Source organism: Nocardia sp. NPDC087230 (assembly GCF_044744725.1).
Taxonomy (GTDB): domain Bacteria; phylum Actinomycetota; class Actinomycetes; order Mycobacteriales; family Mycobacteriaceae; genus Nocardia; species Nocardia canadensis.
This window is the reverse complement of sequence record NZ_JBIUYV010000002.1, coordinates 135114-154544: the sequence shown is the minus strand read 5'-3', so window position 1 is coordinate 154544 and position 19431 is coordinate 135114. Positions and strand designations below refer to the sequence as shown.

11 protein-coding genes are annotated in these 19431 nt (G+C 71.3%); 7 read left to right on the top strand and 4 right to left on the bottom strand.

Features of this window, described 5'->3' with window-relative positions; all coding sequences use genetic code 11:
• The first annotated feature begins 225 nt into the window (after positions 1–225).
• Positions 226–2067, top strand: coding sequence for an ABC transporter ATP-binding protein (locus tag ACIO52_RS06990; RefSeq protein WP_402642345.1), 1842 nt, complete (start codon positions 226–228; stop codon positions 2065–2067).
• Positions 2064–3800, top strand: coding sequence for an ABC transporter ATP-binding protein (locus ACIO52_RS06985; protein ID WP_402642343.1), 1737 nt, complete (start codon positions 2064–2066; stop codon positions 3798–3800). The genes ACIO52_RS06990 and ACIO52_RS06985 overlap by 4 nt, the downstream gene beginning before the upstream one ends.
• A gap of 49 nt (positions 3801–3849) precedes the next feature.
• On the opposite strand, the gene ACIO52_RS06980 is transcribed toward ACIO52_RS06985, so the two are convergent.
• The 3 genes from ACIO52_RS06980 to ACIO52_RS06970 all read right to left on the bottom strand — a co-directional run bounded on the left by ACIO52_RS06980 (position 3850) and on the right by ACIO52_RS06970 (position 6535).
• Positions 3850–4269, bottom strand: coding sequence for a TIGR03667 family PPOX class F420-dependent oxidoreductase (locus ACIO52_RS06980; RefSeq protein WP_308248550.1), 420 nt, complete (start codon positions 4267–4269; stop codon positions 3850–3852).
• 85 nt (positions 4270–4354) lie between these two features.
• Entirely contained in the window at positions 4355–5713 is a 1359-nt protein-coding gene (locus ACIO52_RS06975) for an alpha/beta hydrolase family protein (protein WP_402642338.1), read from the bottom strand.
• 114 nt (positions 5714–5827) lie between these two features.
• A complete protein-coding gene (locus ACIO52_RS06970; RefSeq protein WP_218719407.1) occupies positions 5828–6535 on the bottom strand; it encodes a siderophore-interacting protein in 708 nt (235 codons plus the stop codon).
• Positions 6536–6691: 156 nt separating this feature from the next.
• Between ACIO52_RS06970 and ACIO52_RS06965 the strand changes: the two genes are divergently transcribed.
• On the top strand, positions 6692–7981 hold the full coding sequence (locus ACIO52_RS06965; protein ID WP_402643525.1) for a SidA/IucD/PvdA family monooxygenase: 1290 nt from the start codon (positions 6692–6694) through the stop codon (positions 7979–7981).
• Between the two features lie 236 nt (positions 7982–8217).
• Here ACIO52_RS06965 and ACIO52_RS06960 read toward each other — a convergent pair whose 3' ends face one another.
• The gene (locus tag ACIO52_RS06960) at positions 8218–8883 is read right to left on the bottom strand and encodes a GNAT family N-acetyltransferase (protein WP_402643523.1); all 666 of its coding nucleotides are present in this window, start codon (positions 8881–8883) and stop codon (positions 8218–8220) included.
• A 255-nt stretch (positions 8884–9138) separates the two neighbouring features.
• Here ACIO52_RS06960 and ACIO52_RS06955 point away from each other — a divergent pair, with 255 nt between their 5' ends.
• From ACIO52_RS06955 to ACIO52_RS06940, 4 genes are read left to right on the top strand one after another with little or no spacing between them, the layout of a single operon-like run.
• Positions 9139–9891 (top strand): alpha/beta fold hydrolase, encoded by a 753-nt coding sequence (locus ACIO52_RS06955; RefSeq protein WP_342800226.1) that lies wholly within the window; start codon positions 9139–9141, stop codon positions 9889–9891.
• Complete coding sequence (locus ACIO52_RS06950) at positions 9888–11213, top strand: polyketide synthase (protein WP_402642334.1); 1326 nt, start codon at positions 9888–9890, stop codon at positions 11211–11213. The genes ACIO52_RS06955 and ACIO52_RS06950 overlap by 4 nt, the downstream gene beginning before the upstream one ends.
• A complete protein-coding gene (gene nbtC / locus ACIO52_RS06945; RefSeq protein ID WP_402642332.1) occupies positions 11206–14358 on the top strand; it encodes a nocobactin polyketide synthase NbtC in 3153 nt (1050 codons plus the stop codon). Before ACIO52_RS06950 ends, nbtC begins: the two co-directional genes overlap by 8 nt.
• A gap of 14 nt (positions 14359–14372) precedes the next feature.
• Positions 14373–19427 (top strand): amino acid adenylation domain-containing protein, encoded by a 5055-nt coding sequence (locus ACIO52_RS06940; protein ID WP_402642329.1) that lies wholly within the window; start codon positions 14373–14375, stop codon positions 19425–19427.
• The last annotated feature ends 4 nt before the right edge of the window (positions 19428–19431 follow it).

Sequence of the window (19431 nt, the reverse complement as noted above, 5' to 3'; positions counted from 1 at the left end):
ATATGGCAGTCCGCAATCGCCGAAATTATTGACGTGACAAACATTTTCGCTCTCCCGCCGTGCGAAAGGATTCGGAGGTAGAGAGGAAATTACGCCCGGAATGTCGAATTGCCGAGGGGGTTGACCGCCAGTTCACACAACCTTCCCCGGTCGGCCACAACCACTCAACTTAGGCTAACCTACCCTTGGCACACTGCTGTGGACAGGTCGAGAGGGCGAGAAGTTATGACGGTGCAGGTAGCGCCGCCGCCGGGGGTGGAGTCGGGGAACCGGCTGCCCAAGGCGGCCGCGAAAGCGCAGAAGCAACAGCAAGCGCGGGCGCGCAAGGAGATCCTGGCGCCGGTGTCGGGAATGCTGACGTCGGCGAGCCTGCTCGTCGCGGTCGCCTCGGTCTGCACCGTCGTGCCGTTCCTGCTGATCGTGCAGGCCTGCCGGGAACTGCTCGAGAGCCCGGTCGACACCGATCGGGTGTGGTGGCTGTTCGGCGCGGCCGTGGTCGCCCTGATCGTGCGCGCGCTGCTGCAAGCCGTCGCGCTGACCTGGTCGCACGCGGTCGACGCCGGGTACCAGCTCACCCTGCGCCGGGCCCTGGCCGACAAGCTCACCCGGGTGCCGCTCGGTTGGTTCGGCGAACGCAGCTCCGGCGAGGTCAAGACCTATCTGCGCGACGACGTGGAGGCGCTGCACTACCTCGTGGCGCACGCCCGGCTGGAGTTCGTCGGCGCGCTGGTGGTTCCGCTGGTCACCCTCGGCTACCTGTTCACCGTCGACTGGCGGCTCACTCTGGTCCTGCTGATTCCGCTGATCGCCTACTTCTTCCTGTTCGGCAAGATCATGGACCGCGACGGCCGCGACCGTCTCGCGGTCTACACCCGCTGGGAGCGCCGCACCGCCGAGGCCACGATCGAATTCGTCGACGGCATCCAGGTGGTGCGGGCGTTCGGCCAGGCGGGCAAGGCGCACACCGAGTTCCAGCACGCGGTCGACGGTCAGGTGCAGGCGGCGCACCGGATGAAGATGCCGATCCTGCGCGTGCAGTCGGCCTCCGACATCGTGGTCATGCCGGTCTTCGTCATGCTGATCGTGGTCCTCGGCGGGCTGGCCTTCGTCGGCCTCGACTGGGTGAATCCGCTCGACCTGCTGCCGTTCCTGCTGGTCGGCTTGGGTATCGGCAGTTCGCTGCTCGGTCTCGGCTACGGCTCGCAGGCACTGCGGGCCGGTGGCGCCGCGGCGCTGCGCCTGCACGAACTGCAGCAGACTCCCGAGCTCGACATCGTCGCGGCGACCACCGCGCCCGGCACGGGCCAGGACGGCGTCGTCCGCTTCGAAGGGGTCGAATTCGCCTACCGCACCGGCCATGACGTGCTGCGCGGCCTCGATCTCGAACTGACCCCGGGCACCATCACCGCGCTGGTCGGCCCGAGCGGCTCCGGCAAATCGACGCTGGCCAAACTCCTGCCCCGCTTCTACGACGTCGGCGCGGGCCGGATCACCATCGACGGCCGTGATATTCGCGAGTTCACCAGCGAAGAGCTGTACCGCACCGTCGGATTCGTGTTCCAGGACGTGCGCCTGATCCGCGGCTCGATCCGCGAGAACCTGCTGATCGCGCGTCCCGACGCCGACGACGCGGCGATCGAGCGGGCGAGCCGGGCCGCGCAGATCCACGACCGGATCACGGCGCTGCCGCGCGGCTACGACTCCGAGATCGGCGTCGACGCGACCCTGTCCGGCGGTGAGGCCCAGCGCCTCTCGATCGCCCGCGCGCTGCTGGCCGACACCCCGGTACTGGTCCTCGACGAGGCCACCGCCTTCGCCGATCCCGAATCCGAGGCCGCGGTGCAGGACGCGCTGGCCGCGCTCGTGGCCGGCCGCACTGTGCTGGTGATCGCGCACCGCCTGCACACCATCACCGGCGTCGACCGAATCCTGGTGCTGGAGAACGGAACCCTCGTCGAGCAGGGCACCCATGCCGAGCTGCGCGCCGCGGGCGGGCTGTATCAGCGGCTGTGGGAGATCAACGAGGCCGCGCTCGGCACGCTCGCCCTGGTGGAGGAAACACGATGATTCGCAAGGTTTTCCGCCTCGTCCCCGACGAGTTCGCCCCGCTGATCCCGCGCCTGCTCGCCGCCATCGTGCTCCAGGCGCTGTGCCAGGCCATCGCCTACCTGCTGTTGGTCCCGGTGCTGGAAGCGATCTTCGGTGACGATCTGGGTGGCGCCTGGCTGTGGGCGCTCGGCATGGCCGCGGCCGTGGCCGGTGTGGTCGTCTTCGGTTACCTACAGGCTGTACTCGGCCTGCGGATCGGCCTCGGCATGCAGCGTGGCCTGCAGACCCGGCTCGGCGATCAGCTCAACGCGCTGCCGCTGGGCTGGTTCGCCGACCGCGACGCCGGCCCGCTCTCGCGGGTGATGGTCGAGCAGGTCCGCGAGATGCAGGGCCTGATCGCCTACCTGCTCGCCAAGGTGCTCACCGGCATCATCGTGCCGCTGGTGGTCGCGCTCGGCATGCTGTTCATCGATTGGCGGATCGGGCTGGCCATGCTGCTCGCCGCGCCCGTGCTGTACCTGGTCAACAACCTGGCCAACCGCGCCTACACCGGCGCCGACGCCCGTCTGCACACCGCCGCGGCCGAAGCCGATTCCCGGGTGGTGGAATTCGCCCAGGCCCAGCCGGTGCTGCGCGCGTTCGGCGCGGTCGGCGCGGGCAACAAGGCGCTCGACGCCGCGCTGGTCGGTCAGCGCTCGGCGGTGCGCAAGATGATGGTCGCGACCGTGCCCGGGCTGATCGTCTTCGCGCTGTTCGTGCAGGCGGTGTTCCTGGTGCTGGCCTACCTCGCGGTGGTGCGGGTGACCGACGGCGCGATCTCGGCGGCCGCGGCGATCGCGCTGATCGCGGTGAGCTCGCGCTTCATCGAGCCGGTGAACCAGGCCGCCCAGCTGGGCGCGGCCCTGCGGTCGGCCGCCGCGGCCGCCGACCGGATCACCGAGCTGCTGGCCGAGCCGACGTTGCCCGCGCCCAGCGAGCCGGTGACGCCGGGTGCGCCCGCCGTGGTGTTCGACGAGGTGAGCTTCGGCTACCGGCCCGGTGAGCCCGTCCTGTCGGAGCTGAACTTCACCGTGCCCGCCGGGACCACCACGGCGATCGTCGGCCCCAGCGGCGCGGGCAAGACCACGCTGCTGCGGCTGGCCGCCCGCTTCTACGACGTGAGCTCCGGCGCGGTCTCGGTCGGCGAACACGATGTGCGCGAACAGCCGTCGGAGACGCTGCTCGATCAGCTGTCGCTGGTCTTCCAGAACGTCTACCTGTTCAACCGCTCGGTGGCCGACAACATCCGCATCGGCAAGCCTGCGGCCACCGACGCCGAACTCGAGCGCGCCGCCGTCGCGGCCAGGGTCGACGAGATCGTCGAGCGGCTGCCCGACGGTTTCGACACCCTGGTCGGCGAGGGCGGCGCGTCGCTGTCCGGTGGTGAACGCCAGCGCGTGTCGATCGCCAGGGCCCTGCTCAAGGATGCCCCGATCGTCCTGCTCGACGAGGCGACCAGTGCGCTCGACCCGCACAGCGAGGCCGTGGTGGTCCGTGGCATCCACGAACTGACCAGGGACAAGACCGTTCTCGTCGTGGCCCACCGGCTCTCGACGATCGCGCACGCCGACCAGATCCTGTTCCTCGACGGCGGCCGCATCGCCGAACGCGGCACCCACCAGGAACTGCTCGCGCTCGACGGCCGCTACGCCGCGTTCTGGAACGAGCGGGAACGCGCCACCGGCTGGCGGCTCGAGCCAGTCTCGGTCTGACCCGCCACGACGAGGGCCGTCTCGCTCGACGAGACGGCCCTCGTGTGTGTCAGAAGCCTCGCAGATGGTCCGGGGTGATGTGGATCGGGACCGAGTAGGTGTCGAAGAACTCGGCCTCGGTCATCTTGATGTCGACGAAGCCCTGGGTGTACTTGCGGCTGTAGTCGGCGATCGTGGCGTCCGACACCGCCTCGCCGACGCGTGCCGTCCCGGTGAACACGACCACCTCGCCGCCGGAGGCGGAGCTGTTGAAATTCAGCGCGACCCGCGGATTGCGGGCGAGATGATGCAGCCGCTTGGCCTCGGGCATGGTGTAGATCAGGAACGTCTCGTCCTGCCACAGGAACCACACCGGGTTCGGCTGCGGGGTGCCGTCGGCGCCGATGGTGGTCAGCCAGAGGACGTGCTCGTCGGCCAGGCGCTGGGCGACCGTGGCGCCGAAGGGTGTGCTGTCGTCGAGAACGGACACGGCGTACTCCTCGCGGGTGTGGGTTCCGTACTGCGTTCCGCTGTCCACCTTCGCCGAAATCGCCCGCCCCCGCCACCACGTCTGGTCAGCGCGGCACCGGACCGCCCGTGACCCCGGCATGACCGGCGGCGGCGCCGACCTCGGCGTGTCGGCCCAGCAGGAACGGGGTGAGGATGTCGTTGGCGGTGCGCTGGGTGTCGGCCGGGGTACGTGATCCGCCGACGATCCTGGTCGCCACGAAACGCACCGGGGCGGCCAGGAATTGGGGCACGTCGGTGAAGCTGTAGTGGTCGGCGTCGCCGAATTCGAAGCGGAAGCCGGGGGTGCGAAGCCGTTCCAGCACCGCGCGATTGCCGTCGAGATAGCGCTGGGAATGCCCGGTCACGGCGTGGTCGCTCTCCAGCAGCAGCACCGGGCGATCGAGGGCGCGCTCGGGCAGATCGCCGTAGAGGGTGCCGTCGAGATTGGCCGCGGCGGTGAGCCGTGAGTCGGCGGCCACGGCCGACAGCGCGGCGGCACCGCCGAGGGAATGTCCGATGGCGGTGAGGTTTCCGAGGTCGACATGGCCTTCCAGCGGGCCGAGGACCTCGGGCCGGGCGAGCTGGTCGAGCACGAATCGCAGGTCGGCCGTGCGGGTTTCGAGACGCTCGGTCATGTAGCGGAGGGCATCGGGGTCGTCGGCGGCGATGTTCTCGACCGTGGTGGCCACCGTGCCGTCGGCGAGTTCGGTCACCGCCGACTCGTAGGGATGATCGATCGCCAGCACTAGGAAGCCGCGACTGGCCAGGTCGGCGACCAGTCCGGAGTAGAAGGCGCGCGGCGCGCCGTAGCCGGGGGAGAACAGCACCACCGGCCAGCGGTCCCGGTCCGGCGACACGGCGACGTCGGCGGTCGCGTGGGTGTCGATCCGGGTGTCCGCCAGCAGGAATCCCGGAATACCCGACACCTTCGACGGCAACCGGTCCTGCCCGTCGAGATACACCCACTGGCGACCGGACGAGACCTCGGTCGGATACCACGCCTGGACGACCACATTGCGCCGGTCTTCCTCGGCGGCGGTCGCCGGCTCGGGCCGCCGCTCGTCGACCCAGCGGAAGATCTCCGACCCGACGGCGTACGGTCCGGTGGGTTCGGGCAGTTCCGGCGCGGGCGGCACCGCCCACGGCAGGATCGCGAGCACGGCCAGCGCGCCGATTCCCGCGCGGAACCACGCCCGCCGCCGCGCTCCGGCGACATCGGTCAGCACGAACGCGAGCATCAGCGCGATCAGCAGGTAGAGCGGCCACCAGTGCCAGGAGCTCGCGAGCACCCACAGCAGCAGCGCGCCCAGGATCAGCACCGGCAGCGCGAACGGCGCCACGCGCCTGCCGAGCCGTGGCGACGCGACCAGCGTGATCGCGAGTGCCACGGTGGCGACCAGCAAGACAGCATCGATGACGGACACGGCGCTCGTTTCGATCCGGACGGCTCGGGCGTTCCCGACTTGTCCGATCAGCTTGCCGCAGCGCCTACTCCGGCCGCATCAGCACCGAGACCGACCGCTGGTCGTCCTCGGGGGCTACTTCCAGTACGCCTGCGACTTGATCGCGGTCTTGGGCAGCGCGTGCTGACCCTTGAGGGTCTTCACGATCGAGCGGGTGGTCTGTCCACAGCAGGCCACCCACGCGAACGCGTCCGCGGCGCAGCTGATCTCCAGCGCGGCTTCGCGCATGAGGCGGCCGTCGTCGACCCGCTGCAGCCAGGTGAGCTGGTGATGCGGCTTGTTGCGCACCGGGATGGTCTGGTCGGACTCGTACTGCCACTCCAGCCAGACCCGCGCCGGGGTGTCGCCGATCGCGTCGAGCAGTGAGTTGATGGCGGGCAGCGAGGCGGTGTCGCCGAAGATGACGTACTCGCTCGGGGTCTGCTCCGGCAGCTGGAAGTCCGAGCCGAGGACGGTCGCGTCGAGCGGGTCGCCCGGCTCGGCGCGCCGGGCCCAGTCGGCGGCGGGGCCGTTGTGCAGCGCGAAGTCGATGTAGGCGGTGTCGGTTTCCGGGTTCGGGTCGACGAGGGTGTAGCCGCGGTGGTGCAGCTTGTCGCTCTCGGCATCCGGAATCCACAGGCGGATCCACTGGGTCGGGTGTACCGGGTGGTCGGCGAGCAACCCGCCGAGGTCGACGCCGATCCGCACGAACTTGTCGGTGATCTGCTCGGTGGATGTCACCGTCAGCTTGTAGTCGGCGCCGCCCCAGGCCTTGGTGATCAGGCCGTTCAATCCCTTACCCATGCCGTTAGGTTAGCCTAAGGTCACTAATTTGTCTGCATGGGCAGGGCTGCGCTGGCCAGATAAGGTAAGCCTATGCAAATATGGGGATCGTGTCCGGGCGATCGCCCTGTGGACGATCCCGGCGCGGATATGCGTGAGAGAGTGGAGAACGAACCGGTGGAGACCCTCCTGGTAGTCGGCGCGGGGCCGAAAGCCCTTGCGGTGGCGGCGAAATCGCACGTCCTGCGCACCCTCGGCCTGCCCGCCCCGCGCGTGGTCGTCGTCGAATCGCACGCGGTCGGCGGCAACTGGCTGCCCAGCGGCGGCTGGACCGACGGTCAGCACCGGCTCGGCACCAGCCCCGAGAAGGACATCGGTTTCCCCTACCACTCCACCTGGGCGCGCGGCCGCAATCGCGACATCGACCAGGCGATGGCCGCGTTCAGCTGGACCTCGTTCCTGATCGAGCACGGCACCTACGCCGAATGGATCGACCGCGGCAGGCCGAGCCCGCAGCACCACGTCTGGGCCAAGTACCTGCAGTGGGTCGCCAAGTCCATCGACCTCGAGCTCGTGCTCGGCCGGGTCGAGCAGATCCGCCACGGCGGCAACGGCATCGGCGACCAGTGGCAGGTCGGCGTCGTCGACGCCGACGGCCATCGCACCGAACTCGCCGCCGACGGCCTGATGATCACCGGCCCCGGCCGCAGCAGTCGCGCGCTGGCCGACCACCCGCGCGTGCTCAGCATCGCCGAGTTCTGGGACCTCGCGGGTAAGCGCGGCCTGCCCGCCGCCTCCCGCGCCGCGGTGATCGGCGGCGGCGAGACCGCGGGCTCGGCCCTGGACGAGCTGGTCCGGCACGAGATGCTCACCATCTCGGTGATCTCGCCGATGGCCACCCTCTACACCCGTGGCGAGAGCTTCTTCGAGAACTCGCTGTTCAGCGATCCGGTGAAGTGGAACGCGCTGAGCATCCAGGAACGCCGCGACGTCATCCGGCGCACCGACCGCGGCGTGTTCTCGGTGCGGGTGCAGGAGAGCCTGCTCGGCGACAGCCGCGTGCACCACCTGCAGGGCCGGGTCACCAAGATCGTGCCGCAGGGCGAGGTGCTGGCCCTCACCCTCACCAACGAGCTGCGGGCCGATCAGGTGCACAACTTCGACCTGGTCGTCGACGCCACCGGTGGTCAGCCGCTGTGGTTCCTGGACATGTTCGACCAGCAGACCGCCGACCTGCTCGAGCTCGCCGTCGGCGGCCCGCTGACCCAGCAGCGGATCGAGTCCTCGATCGGCTACGACCTGGCCGTCACCGGCCTGGCGGGCAAGCTGTACCTGCCGAACATGGCCGCCATGGCACAGGGCCCCGGCTTCCCCAATCTCAGCTGCCTGGGCGAACTCTCGGACCGCGTGCTGCGCACCGAACCCGCCCGGGCCCGTGCCGGCGCGGGCCACCTCGCCGCGCGCTGAGTTGTTGGAGCGCCGGCGCGCTCGAGTCGGCGGCCCCTTGTGTCCCGCCGGTCAGGCGCCGCGGCTTGCTCCTTCGTCGCGTACGCCCCGGCGCCTGACCGGCGGGACGGCCGCCGACGGCCGACTGCGTCGGCCTGCCCTCCCCAGGGGTCGGGCGTGGTGGCTGGGTTTGTTGGAGCGCTGGTGTGCCGCTTTTCTCGGCCTGTCCCTGTCGAGGGCCGGGCGTGGGGGCCCGGTCAGGCGACGGGGACCGGGAGGTCGGTCGGGGTGCGCGGGGTCGCGTAGAGCGCGATACGGCGGGTGGGGCGGACGTCGAATTCGCCGACGCGGTGCCAGCCGATCTTGTCGAAGCTGCGGCGGATGGCCTGGTTGCGGTGATCCGGGTCGCCGAGCATGCGTCGGCAGTCGGGGTTGGCGGCGAAGACGGCGGCGGCCATGGTCGAGATCCAGGCGGACATGATGCCCTTGCCGATCACGCGGGTGTCGGCGGTGGCGATATGGAAGCCGATGTCGCCGGGCTGCGCGTCGTAGAGCCGGCCGATCTCGTCCTTGGCCGCGCGGTAGAACTCGAGGTAGGCGATGTCGCGCACACCGAGCTCCGGCTCGCCGAGCACGGCGAAGTCGAGGCTGAGAACGCAGGGGCGCGAGTAGGTTCCGGCCAGCTGGGCCCGGAAATCCTCGCGGCGGCGGTCGGCGTCCCAGTCCTGCTCCCACGATTCGAGCAGGTGCGGTCGGGCCATCCACTCGGCCAGCAGCTCGGGATCGGCGCCGTCCGGGTCGGCTACGCGCAGGGCGAAGGGCGCGGCGAAGACCGGCAGTGTCGGCGCCGGTGCGGCGGCCACCTCGGCGGGCAGGTCGGTCTGCTCGCGGGGTAGCACGTAGGGGGTCCCGGCGGGGTTCATCTGCTGGGTGCTCCGTTCGATCGTTACCTTGGTCACCTCGGTTGGTAAGGCTAGCCTATACTAATGCCCGGGTGTTACTGTTGCCCGACCGATCGCCCGGTGGTTGCCGGGCACGACCGAACCGGGTCGGCTTCGGGCGCAACAGGATTCGCCCCGGTCCCGGACGACTGCGCCGGGCGGGCCCGTGCGTCGGCACGGCGTTGGACAGTGCGAAACGGCCGCGCAGCGTGTGCGCGACCGGTGAGGGAGAACGACATGGCAAGAGAACTCGGCTGGATCCGGCAATTCCAGGCCCCCCGGACCGACTCCCTACCGCCGCTGATCGTCTTCCCGCACGCGGGCGCCGGCGCCTCGGCCTACCGGGTGTTCGCCAAGCGTACGGCCCATGACTTCGACACCGTGGTGATGCAGTACCCCGGTCGGCAGGACCGCGTGCGCGAAGCCGCCGCCGAGACCCTGCCCGAGCTCGCCGCAGGCGCCTTCGAGGCCTTCCGTGGCTCCGCCCACGACACCGGCGCCCCGCTGACCGTCTTCGGTCACAGCATGGGTTCCATCGTCGCGTTCGAGTTCGTCCGGCTGGCCGAAGCCGCCGGGTTGCCCGTGCGTTTGCTGGTGACCTCCGCGGCGGCCGCACCGCACCGGATCGCCGAGCTTCCCGGACATCCCACCGAGGACGAGGAATTGCTCGACCACATGGCCGCGCTCAACGGCACCGGCGCCGACGTGATGGCCAGCCGTGAGGTCATGCGGATGGCGCTGCCGGTGCTCAAGGCCGACTACCGCGCCTTCGACGCCTACTCCTGCGGCCCGGACGTCCAGGTCGCCGCGCCCCTGCTGGTGCTCGGCGGCGACGACGATCCGTTCGTCGGCCCCCGCGATCTCTACGCCTGGGAGACCAGCACCAGCGCCGAGGCCGAGGTGAATCTGTTCGCCGGTGGCCACTTCTACATCGACGAGAACATCGACGGCATCGCCGAGGTACTGGCCGGTCAGGCGCTCGCCCGATGAGCGAGTCCACCCCCGACCCCATCGTCATCGTCGGCATGGGCGTCGAAGCGCCCGGCGGCGTCGACACCCTGCCTGCGTTCTGGTCGGCGCTGGCCCAGGGCCGCGAACTGATCGGCCCGTTCCCGCGCGACCGCGAGTGGCCGCTCGACGAGCTGTTCGCCCTCGGCAGGCTCGACGGCTGGGCTCCCGTGCGCGACGCGGGCGGCTTCCTCGACGGCGCCACCGAGTTCGACGCCCAGTACTTCGGCATCACCCCGCGCGAGGCCGTCGCCATGGACCCGCAGCAGCGGGTGGCCATGCGAGTGGCCTGGCGCGCGCTCGAGCACGCCGGCATCAATCCCGGTGCGCTCGACGGTGATCCGGCCGGTGTCTGGATGGGCGTCTCGACGGTCGAGTACGGGCCGCGGGTGGCCGGTGTCAACGAGTACAGCGGCTACCGGGCCACCGGCACCGCCCTCGGCGCGGTCGCCGGACGTATCTCGCACGGGCTCGGCCTGGTCGGCCCGTCCATCAGCGTGGACACCGCCTGCGCCTCGTCGCTGACCGCGGTGCATCAGGCCGCCTCGGCCATTCGCGCGGGCGAATGCGACTGGGCGCTGGCCGGTGGCGTCTGCGTGATGGGCTCGCCCGGCGCGTTCTACGAGTTCTCCAAGAACAATGCGCTGGCCACCGACGGCCACTGCCGTTCCTACGCCGCCGACCCGACCGGGACGCTGTGGGGCGAGGGCGCGGGCGTGGTCGTGCTGGAACGGCAGTCGCGGGCCGAGGCGCTCGGACACCGGGTCTACGGGCAGCTGCTCGGCTCGCGGGTCAACCACAACGGCGCGGGCGCGCCGATCGCTGTGCCCAGCGCGCAGGCGCAACAGCGGCTCATCGAGGCCACCGTCGCCGCCGCCGGGATCAGCACGCACGACATCGGGCTGATCGAGGGCCACGGCACCGGCACCGCGGTCGGCGATCCGCTCGAATTGACCGCACTGGCCGCTACCTACGGCGATCCGGAGCGCGGCACGGACGGACCGCTGCTCGGCTCGGTGAAGTCCAACGCGGGCCACGCCCAGGCCGCCTCGGGGATGCTCGGCCTGATCAAGGTGCTGCTGTGCGGCGCGCACGGCGCGATCGCGCCGAGCCTGTGGGCCGACGCCCCGACCACCGACCTCGACTGGGACGCGACGAGTCTGCGGCTCGCCGCCGAACTCACCGACTGGGCGCCGCGCGCGGACGGCATGCGCTACGGCGCGGTGTCCTCGTTCGGTGTCGCGGGAACCAACGCGCACGCCATCGTCGGCCTGCCTGTGCTGGAGGAGACCAACCATGGCTGAGTACCGTCTGCCCGACGGCACCGTGCCCGTCCTGCTGTCCTCCGACAGCGTCGACGGACTGCGCGCCGAGGCCGCCGCCCTGCGCGACTACGTCCAGACCCATGCCGAGGCGACACCGGAACGCCTGGCGGACATGCTGTTCCGCACCCGCGTCGCCCGTCGTCGCCGCGCGCTGGTGCTGGCTCCGCCGTCGACGACCGACGCCGCCCGGACCGACCTGACGGCCGCGCTCGACGCGATCGCCACCGACACCGACCACCCGGCGGTGATCCGGGCCGACACCGCCGCCGGCGCGCGCCGGGTCGGCTTCGTCTTCCCCGGCCAGGGCAGTCAGCGCCCCGGCATGGGCGCGGTGTTCTACGCGCTGTCCGACGCCTACCGCGCCGTTGTCGACGAGTGCGCCGCCATCCACGCCGAACGCTTCGGGCACTCCAAGCCGCTGCACTATCTGCTGGGCCACGAGGGTCGCTACGACGACACGGTGTGGGAAGTCCAGCCCGCGTTGATGTTCCACATGACCGGCCTGGCCGCGGCGTGGCAGGCGGCGGGCGTGCGACCGCACGCGACCATCGGCCACAGCCAGGGCGAGCTCGCCGCTGGCGCGGTCTCCGGCGTGATGACGCTGCGTGATTCGGTGCTCGCGGTGACCCATCGGGCCCTGCTCGCGGACCGGCTGTCCCCGCGCGGCTATTCGATGGCGGTCTTCGGGATGGACCGCGAGAGCGTGGAAGCGCTGATGGCGCGCAACTCGGGCTGGGCCGAGCTGGCGGTGGTCAACTCGCCGCACATCATCGCCATCTCCGGCGAACGCGGCGCCGTCGTCGAGCTGGTAGCCGCGGCCACCGAGCGCGGCCAGTTCGCCAGGGAGATCCGGGTCGCCTTCCCCGCGCACACCTCCATCGTCGCCGAGGTGCGGGCCGATTTCGAAGGCTTCCTCGGCGACGAGATGAGTGCCCCGAACTTCGCCGCCTCCGAGATCCCCTGCTACGGAGCGACGCTGGGTGAGGTGATCACGCCCGACCTCAAGCAGGAGGAGTACTGGTACTGGAACCTGCGCAACCGCGTCCGGTTCGACCGCGCCGTGATCAGCGCGGGCAGTGACGGCGTCGACCTGATGATCGAGGTCGCCGAGCATCCGGTGCTGCAACTGGCGCTCCAGGAGAACTTGAGTCTGGTCCCGAACCGTCCCGGCTTGCCCCCGCGCGACTTCCGCGTGCTCGGCACCTCGCTGCGCACCGCGGACGGCCTGTCGGAGTTCGCCCGGAATGTGGCCCAGGTCGCCGTCCTCGACGCCGACTATCGGTGGGACGCACTGCGGGTCGACGACACCGTCACCCTGCCGCTGCGCGATTTCCCGCACACCGTCACCGCGCCCAAGCGGCTGTGGGCACCGCTGGGGGCACACGAGACCCCGGCCGAGCTGGTCGTCACCACGCCGAAACCGCAACGGCTGGTGGAACAGTGGAGCCCGCTGCAGCGCCGCTCGCTCACCGCGCCACGCACCCTGCTGCTCGTCGACCACACCGGCGAGTGCGCCGACCTTGCCACCGCGCTGCTCGCGGCGGCCGACCGCCACGGTGCCGGCGCGCGCGTGCTCGGCCCGGCCGACCTCGCCTCCGGCGCCGCCTTCACCCTGAGTGACGGTGCGGCCGCCGACACCGTGGTCGTGTTGCTCCCCGAGACCACGGACGACGACACCGCCGCCGCCGTCGACGCGCTGACCGGCTTCTACGCCGACCGCGCCTGGGCGGGCGCGCTGTCCGCGCTGCGCCCCGGCGGCGAGTGCTGGCTGCTGACCGTCGGCGGTGAGACCGTCCTCGGCGGCGATCCGATTCCCGCGCTGTTCCAGTCGGGCGTCACCGCCGGATTCCGCAGTGTCGGCATCGAACACCCCGGCATCCTGTTCCGCCATCTCGATCTCGCCGCGTCCGAACCCGCGGCCGCGCAAGCCGCCAAGATCGTCGCCGCCGTGCACTCCACGGGGGAGGCCGAGCTGGCGTTGCGCGCGGGCAAGATGTTCGTGAAGCGGCTGGTGCTCGACACCGCCACCGAGACCGGTGCGCTCGGTACCGATCTCGATCACGTGGTGATCGTCGGCGGCACCGGTCAGCTCGGGCTGCGGTTCACCGACCATCTGGCGCGCACCGGCGCCGGTCGCGTCACGCTGCTCAGCCGCAGCGGCGAAACCGAGACGCTGGCAGGCGAGCTGGCACGGCTGCGCGCGCTGGGCAGTACGGAGATCGTGGTGCGCGCCTGCGATGTCGGCGATGTCGCGGCGGTGGCCGCCTTCGGCGCCGAGATCGCCGATCGGCCGGTCGATCTGGTGATCCACGCCGCGGTGAACTATGTCGACGCCGAGCTCGGCGAGATCACCGCCGAGGACGTGCGCACCGCCGCGGGCGCCAAGCTGCGTGGCCTGGACAACCTGATCGAGGCCGCCCCGCTGGCGGCCGACGCGCGGGTACTGCTGTGCTCGTCCATGGCGGCGACCCTGGGCGGACGTGGACAGATCCTCTACGCGGTGACCAACCGGATGCTCGATGTGGCCGCTCGCCGGCTGCGGGCCCGCGGCATCGACGCGGCCAGCCTGCAGTGGGGTCTGTGGAGCGTCGCCGGTCCGCTCGACGACGCCGGTTTCGCCCGCGTCGAAGAGGCGGGGGTGTTCCCGATGGCGCCCGCCGACGCGATCGAGGCCGGGCTCGCACTGCCCGCCCGCGACGGCATGATCATCGCCGCCGACTGGGACTTCCTGCGGGAAGTGCTCGGCGCGTTCGGGCAGGCCAGTGTGCTCACCGGGCTCGAGTCCAGTGCGCCGGTGGCGCGGGCGGAGTCGTCGGCGCCCGGGTCCGCCGACCCGGCCCAGGCGCCCGCACCCGCCGTGAACGATGCGCCCGCGGCCGACAGCACCCCGCTGGATCTGCGCATGCGCACCGAACTGCTCAAGGTCATCGGCGGCGACAGCGCCGACTCGATCGACGCCACCATGCCGCTGGTCGCGCTCGGCCTCGACTCGTTGCAGGCCTTGGACTTCCGCAAGCGGGTCAAGGCGGAGCTGGATCGCGATCTGCCGGTCGCGGCGATTCTCGGCGGCGCGTCGCTCGACGACGTCGTGCTGCTGATGGCACAGAACACCAACCAGGGCTGAGGGGCCGAACGAACATGTCTGACACCGAAGCCACCCTGTCCGTCGCCGAGCGCCGCAAGCTACTGCTCCAGCAGAAGCTGCGCGCGAGCGGCATGGCCGCCGCCACTCCCGAACCCGTGACCGTGCCGCGCATCGCGGCGGGGGAGCGCCGTCCGCTCACTCCCGGCCAGCGCCGCATGTGGTTCCTGCAGACCCGCGACGCCGACGACACCGCCCTGTCCATCTGCGTCGCCTACCGGCTCACCGGCCCGCTCGACGGCGAGCGCCTGCACGCCGCGTTCGACACCGTGGTGGCCCGCCACGACATCCTGCGCACCACCTACGGCGCGGACGCCGAGGGCGAGCCGTACCAGGTGTTCACCGACGACGCCCGCGCGCAGTGGCAGACCCACGACCTGACCGACCTCGCCGAATCCGGGCGTGACCTGCGGGTGGAGGTGCTGGCCCGGCGCGAGTTCGGCCGTCCCTTCGCCCTGGGCACCGAACTGCCGGTGCGCGCCACCCTGATCCGCACCGGCGCCGACGAGCACGTCGTGCTGTTCGCCATCCACCACATCTGCTGGGACGACGACTCCTGGTCGGTGTTCTTCGCCGAGCTCAACGCCGCCTACCGCGCCGGGTCCGGCGCGGGCGCCACCGTCCAGTTCGCCGCGATCGCGTCCACCGACGAGCCCGCCGACGCCGACATCGACTACTGGCGCCAGGCCCTGCGCCCGCTGCCCGAGCCGCTGGAACTGCCCGGTTCGCCTGCCGCGACGCCCGGCAGGCAGGCCCAGCGCCGCACCCACCGCCTCCCGGCCGACCTCGTCACCCGCACCGAGCAGTTCGCGCGCGAGCACGCCGCGACCCCGTTCATGGTGCTGCTGGCCGGTTTCGACGCGCTCGTGCACCGCTACACCGCCGCCGACGACTTCCTCGTCTCCATCCCGGTGACCGATCGCCCGGCAGGCACCGAACAGCTCGTCGGCTACTTCGGCAACACCCTGCTGCTGCGCGCCACCTTCGGCGCCGACGACGACTTCGCCCAGCTCGTCGCCGCCGTGCGCGACACCTGCGCCGGCGCGTTCGCCCGGCGCGGCGTCGGCATCGATCGGGTGGTCCGCGAAGCGAACCCGGATCGCGTCGCCGGCCGCGACGGCATGGACCAGCTGGTCCGCCTCGGCTTCAGCGTGCGCAAGAGCGCCGACGGCTTCGCCATCGACGGCGTGCGCTCCACCCAGCTGGAACTGGGCGCGGTGAGCGCGCAGGTTCCGCTGGCCCTGGCGATCGTGCTCGAGGACGACGGCACCGCCGTGGTCGAGGCCGAGTACCAGACCGACGTGCTCGCCGAATCGCTCGTCGACCAGCTGCTCGCGCACTTCGGCCGACTGCTCGACGCCGCGCTGCGCGACCCGCGCCGCAGGCTCGCCGATCTCGACATGCTCGGCGCCGACGACCGCGCCGCGCTGCTGGAGCGCTCGCACGGCGTGCTCGTCGACCAGCCCGCGACCACCCTCGTCGCGCTGTTCGAGGCCGCCGCTGCCGCCACCCCCGACGCCCCCGCGCTCGCCTCCGACGACCTCGAGCTCAGCTACGGCGCGCTGCACGCGCGCGCGAACCGCCTGGCGCACTGGCTGATCGGGCAGGGCATCGGCACCGAGGACATCGTCGGCCTGCGCCTGGGCACCTCGGTGGAATTCATCGTCGCCGTGCTGGCCGTGCTGAAGGCCGGTGGCGCGTACCTGCCGATCGACCCGGCCTACCCGCAGGACCGGATCGAGTATCTGGTCGAGGACGCCCGCCCCCGGCTGCTGCTCGGTGCGGCGGAATTGGCGGCCGCGGAGTCCACGGCGGCCGAGTTGCCCGCGACCGCGCCGACCGACGCGGACCGGCTGCGCCCACTGCTGCCCGCCAACCTCTCCTACGTCATCTACACCTCCGGCTCGACCGGCAAGCCCAAGGGCGTTCCGGTGCCGCACGCCGCGATCGCCGAGCACATCGTGTGTTTCACCGCCGACTGGAGCATGACCGCGCGGGACCGGCTGATGCAGTCGTCGTCGGTGAGCTTCGACGCCTCGCTGGTCGATATCGCCATCACGCTCACGGTCGGCGCGCAGCTGATCGTGCCCAAGCCCAACGCCTTCCGCGACATCCGCTACGTCGCCGATCTGATCACCCGCCGCCAGGTCACCGTGCTGCACATGGTGCCCTCGATGCTGAGCACCTTCCTGCTGCTGCCGGAGGTGAGCGAATGGCAGTCGCTGCGTCAGGTCCCGGTCGGCGGTGAGGCGCTGCCCGGTGAGGTCGCCGACCGCTTCGCCAACACTCTCGACGCCGAACTGCGCAATCACTACGGCCCGACCGAGGCCGTGGTCTGCTCGACCCACATGCCGGTCGCGGGCCCGCAGGGCACCGGCGTCGTGCCGATCGGCATCCCCAACCGCAACGTCTACACCTACGTCCTCGACGAGGCGCTGCACCTGGTGCCCGACGGCGTCGTCGGCGAGCTCTACCTCGGCGGCGACCAGCTGGCCCGCGGCTACCTGGACCGTCCCGCGCTGAGCGCGCAGCGCTTCGTCGCCGACCCGTTCACCTCCGGCGCACGGCTCTACCGCTCCGGTGACTTGGTGCGCCGCAACAGCTTCGGTGAGCTCGAGTTCGTCGGCCGCGCCGACGAGCAGGTGAAGGTGCGTGGTTTCCGCATCGAACTCGGCGAGGTCGAGGCCGCGATCGCCGCGCATCCCGCCGTCGCGCACTGCGTCGTCATCGTCACCGAAGACCCCGCCGTCGGCGCCATGCTGGCCGCCTACGTGGTGCCCGCCGAGGAGTCGATCGACCTCGAACAGGTGCACGCCTTCGCCTCGACGGGGCTGCCGGAGTACATGGTGCCCAGCGCCTTCGCGGTGATCCCGGAAATCCCGCTGACCGTCAACGGCAAGCTCGACAAGCGCGCGCTGCCCGCCGCGACCCCCGCCGTGGCGCGCACCCATCGCGCGCCCGCCACCGCCACCGAGCGCAAGATGTGTGCCCTGTTCGGCACGCTGTTCGGGCTCGACCAGGTCGGCGCGGAGGATTCGTTCTTCGAGCTGGGCGGGCATTCGCTGCTCGCCGCCCGGCTCGTCGCCCAGGTGCGTGCGGAGTTCGGCGTCGAGCTCGACGTCCGCGTCGTCTTCGACAGCCCGACCCCGGCCGCGCTGGCCGCGAATCTGGTGGCCCGCTTCCTGGCCGAGTTCGACATCGACCTCGACGCCGTCGACTCCGACGAGGAGACCGTCGAGGAGCCGGTCGAAAGCGCTGCACCGCAGGCGAATCCGGGCCGTCCGGCGATCGGTGGCCGGCCGCGCGGCGAGCGCGTCCCGCTGTCGTACTCGCAGCTGGCCATGTGGTTCCAGTACCGCATGGAGGGCGCGGGCTCGGTCGGCAACCTGCCGCTGGCCCTGCGCTTCGACGGCGCGCTCGACATCGCGGCGCTGCGTTCGGCGCTCGACGACGTCGTCGCCCGGCACGAGTCGCTGCGCACCACCTTCCCCGAACACGACGGCGTCCCCTACCAGGTGGTGCATCCCGCCACCGCCGTGCCGCTGCCGATCCGCGAGATCGCGCCCGCCGACCTCACCGCGGAACTCGCGGCCATCGCCGGCTACGCGTTCACCCTCGACGGTGAACCGCTGCTCCGCGCCGAACTGCTGGTGCTCGACGCGAACACCCATGTGCTCTCGCTGCTGGTGCACCACATCGTCGCCGACCACGCCTCCTTCGGCGTGCTGCTCGCCGACCTGACCACCGCCTACCGGGCCCGCGGCGAGCAGGGCGGCGCCCCCGGCTGGGCGCCGCTGCCGATCCAGTTCGCCGACTACGCCCTGTGGCAGCGCGAGCTGTTCGACCAGGCCGCGCCCAGCGAGTTCGCGCTGGCCCAGATCGACTACTGGAAGACCGCGCTGGCCGGCGTGCCCGAGGAGATCTCGGTCGCCCACGACCGGCAGCGTCCGCCGGTACTCGGCAAGCGCGGCGAGGTGGTCACCTTCGCGCTGCCCGCGAGCGTGCGCTCCGGGCTCGAGGCGCTGGCGATGCGCAGCGGCGCCACCGAGTTCATGGTGTGTCAGGCCGCGGTCGCCACGCTGCTGCACACCCTCGGCGGCGGCACCGACATCACCCTCGGCACCCCGGTCGCCGCGCGCACCGATCCGGCGACGACCGGCCTGATCGGCCTGTTCGCCAACATGGTGGTGCTGCGCAACGACCTCTCGGGCGCGCCCACCCTGCGCGACACCGTGAGCGCGGCCCGCGATGTCGTCCTCGACGCCAACGCGCATCAGGAGCTGCCGATCGAGCGGCTCGTGGAGGCGCTCAACCCGCGCCGCTCGCGCTCGCGGAACCCGTTGTTCCAGAGCATGATCCACTTCCGGGGTGCGGACTGGGCGCCGACCACGCTGCCGTTCGCGTCCTCGGGCGCCTCGACGGTCACCGTGCTGCCCGCCGACTTCGACGTCTCGTTCCTGGATCTGAACCTGAGCCTGAACGTGACCGCCGACGGCGGCATGGACGTGCGCGTCGTCGTCAACGCCGACCTCTACGACCCCGCCACGGCCGCGCTGATCGCCGACGCGCTGGCCGCCACCCTGCGCGCCTTCGCCGAGACGCCGGACCTGCCGGTCGCCGAGCTGCGGGTGCTGCCGCAGGCCGACCTGGACCGGCTGCTCGCCGCACCGGCGCCGATCGCCGCGGCCACCACCGCGGGTGCGGGCGCGGCGGACTCCGACACCGAGCGTCAGCTCATCGCGCTGATCGAGGAACTGCTCGAGATCGACGACGTCACCGGCGAGGACGGCTTCTTCGCCCTGGGCGGCGACAGCGTCATCTCGATCCAGTGGTCGGCTCGTGCCGCGGCGCTGGGCCTGCCGCTGACTCCGCAGATGGTGTTCGAGTACTTCACGATCACCGAACTGGCCGCCGCCGTCGACGCGGCCGCCGCCGCGGAGCAGCCGAACGCCGAGGAGCCCGAACAGGTCTCGCACGCCCCGATGAGCGCCTCCGGCCTGGAGGCCGACGCGCTGTCGGCGCTGACGGCGGCCTGGCAGGCGCAGGGCTAGTGAA